Origin of the sequence: Phascolarctobacterium succinatutens CAG:287 (assembly GCF_000434895.1) — a bacterium.
Taxonomy (GTDB): domain Bacteria; phylum Bacillota; class Negativicutes; order Acidaminococcales; family Acidaminococcaceae; genus Phascolarctobacterium_A; species Phascolarctobacterium_A succinatutens_A.
Window position 1 is genome coordinate 40,080 of record NZ_FR892761.1, and the last position, 1,590, is coordinate 41,669.

General features: G+C 50.9%; 1 protein-coding gene and 1 pseudogene. Both read left to right on the forward strand.

All coding sequences use genetic code 11. The features are described 5' to 3' along the window. Positions 1-821: pseudogene (locus tag BN587_RS11690) on the forward strand (phosphoglycerate dehydrogenase); the annotation flags it as partial. A 29-nt stretch (positions 822-850) separates the two neighbouring features. Further along, entirely contained in the window at positions 851-1,489 is a 639-nt protein-coding gene (locus BN587_RS02020; protein ID WP_021719480.1) for a histidine phosphatase family protein, read from the forward strand. Positions 1,490-1,590 lie beyond the last annotated feature (101 nt).

The window sequence follows — 1,590 nt, forward strand, 5'->3', positions numbered from 1 at the left end:
CGACTGAACCGCTTACCAAAGAAAATAACCCCTTCCTGGGCCTGTTCAACGTTGTGCAAACTCCGCACCTCGGTGCTTCCACCATTGAAGCGCAAATCGGCGTAGCTGTTGACGTTGCTTACGGCGTAATTGACGCTCTTGAAGGCCGTCCGGTTATGACCGCCGTTAATATGGCTCCCATTCCGAAAAGCGTAGCAACAGTTATCCAACCTTACTTCAAGCTGGCAGAGCGCATGGGTACCGTGGGCATCTATTTGGCAGACGGCCCCATTAAGAGCGTGGAAGTAGAATACACTGGCGCACTTGCCGAAACCGAAACACAGGCACTCACCACCGCTTTCCTCAAAGGCCTGCTGAACCCGATTCTGCAGGAAAGCGTTAACTTCGTCAATGCTCCCGGCATTGCCAAAAAACGCAATTTAGAAGTTAAAGAGGTTAAGGCCAACAAGCCAGGTTACTTCACTACTGCTATCAATGTAAAAATTGCTACTGCCAAGGGTGCACATAAAATTGAAGGCACCTTGTTCGACGGCAAGCAGCCTAAGATTGTACAAATTGACCAATATCATGTTGACTTCAATCCCGAAGGCTACCTGCTGCTGGCACCGCACGTCAACAAGCCTAATATGATCGGTCAGATGGCAACTATTTTGGGCAGCGCCGGCATCAACATCAATGGCATGCAGGTTGGCAGCACTCCTAAATCCGACACCAACATTATGGCAATTGCTGTCGGCGACGACATTCCAAACGACATCATGCTGCAGCTGCGCGGTGTTGAAGGCATTATCGACGTTAAGCTCATCAACTGCGAAGGCTAAAGCCAAATAAATTACAGCGAGGAAATTTTATGAGAATAATTTTAGTCCGACATGGTGAAACAACCTGGAATATCGAAGGCCGTTACCAAGGTCAGGAGGATACGCCGCTGAGCGAGCGTGGTCTGCGCCAAGGCCACCTGCTGGCCGAGGGCTTGCACCACATTCCCATTGATGTGTGCATCTCCAGCCCGCTGCAACGCTCCTACCAGACCTGCAAGCTTTGCGCTGACCTGCACAAGCTGCCGGTGGCCACAGACAAACGTTTGCTGGAAATCAATCACGGCAGCTGGGAGGGCGTGCTGGCGCCGGAAATTGCCAAGCAATATCCGCAGGAGTTTGCCCAGTGGCACACTCAGCCGCAGCTGGTGCAAATGCCTGACGGCGGCGAAAGCCTGGAGGATGTGCGCAAGCGTGCTCGCGCTGCCTTTGACGACTATGCAGCAAAATACGCCGGCAAAACAGTGCTGGTTGCTGCGCATGACGCTGTGAACAAGGCGATTATCTGCGATTTGCTTGGCCTTGATATGTCGCATTTCTGGCAGATTAAGCAGGATAACACCTGCATTAATGTGTTGGAATATAACGAGGGCGTTTGGCGCGTAGTGCTGCTGAACTCCACCAATCATTTAGGCTTCCTGTTCAGCGGTATTGAGCAGGCCGGCCTGTAATTAAATAAAGCAAAACTACCGTCCTACGCAGCAATGCTGCGAGGGCGGTAGTTTTTTCTTCCTTGCTAAAAATTTGTTTACATGATACAATAATAAGGACA

Coding starts and splice junctions, on each gene's coding strand:
- BN587_RS02020 (WP_021719480.1), top strand. CDS start 851: ATGAGAATAATTTTAGTCCGACATGGTGAAACAACCTGGAATATCGAA.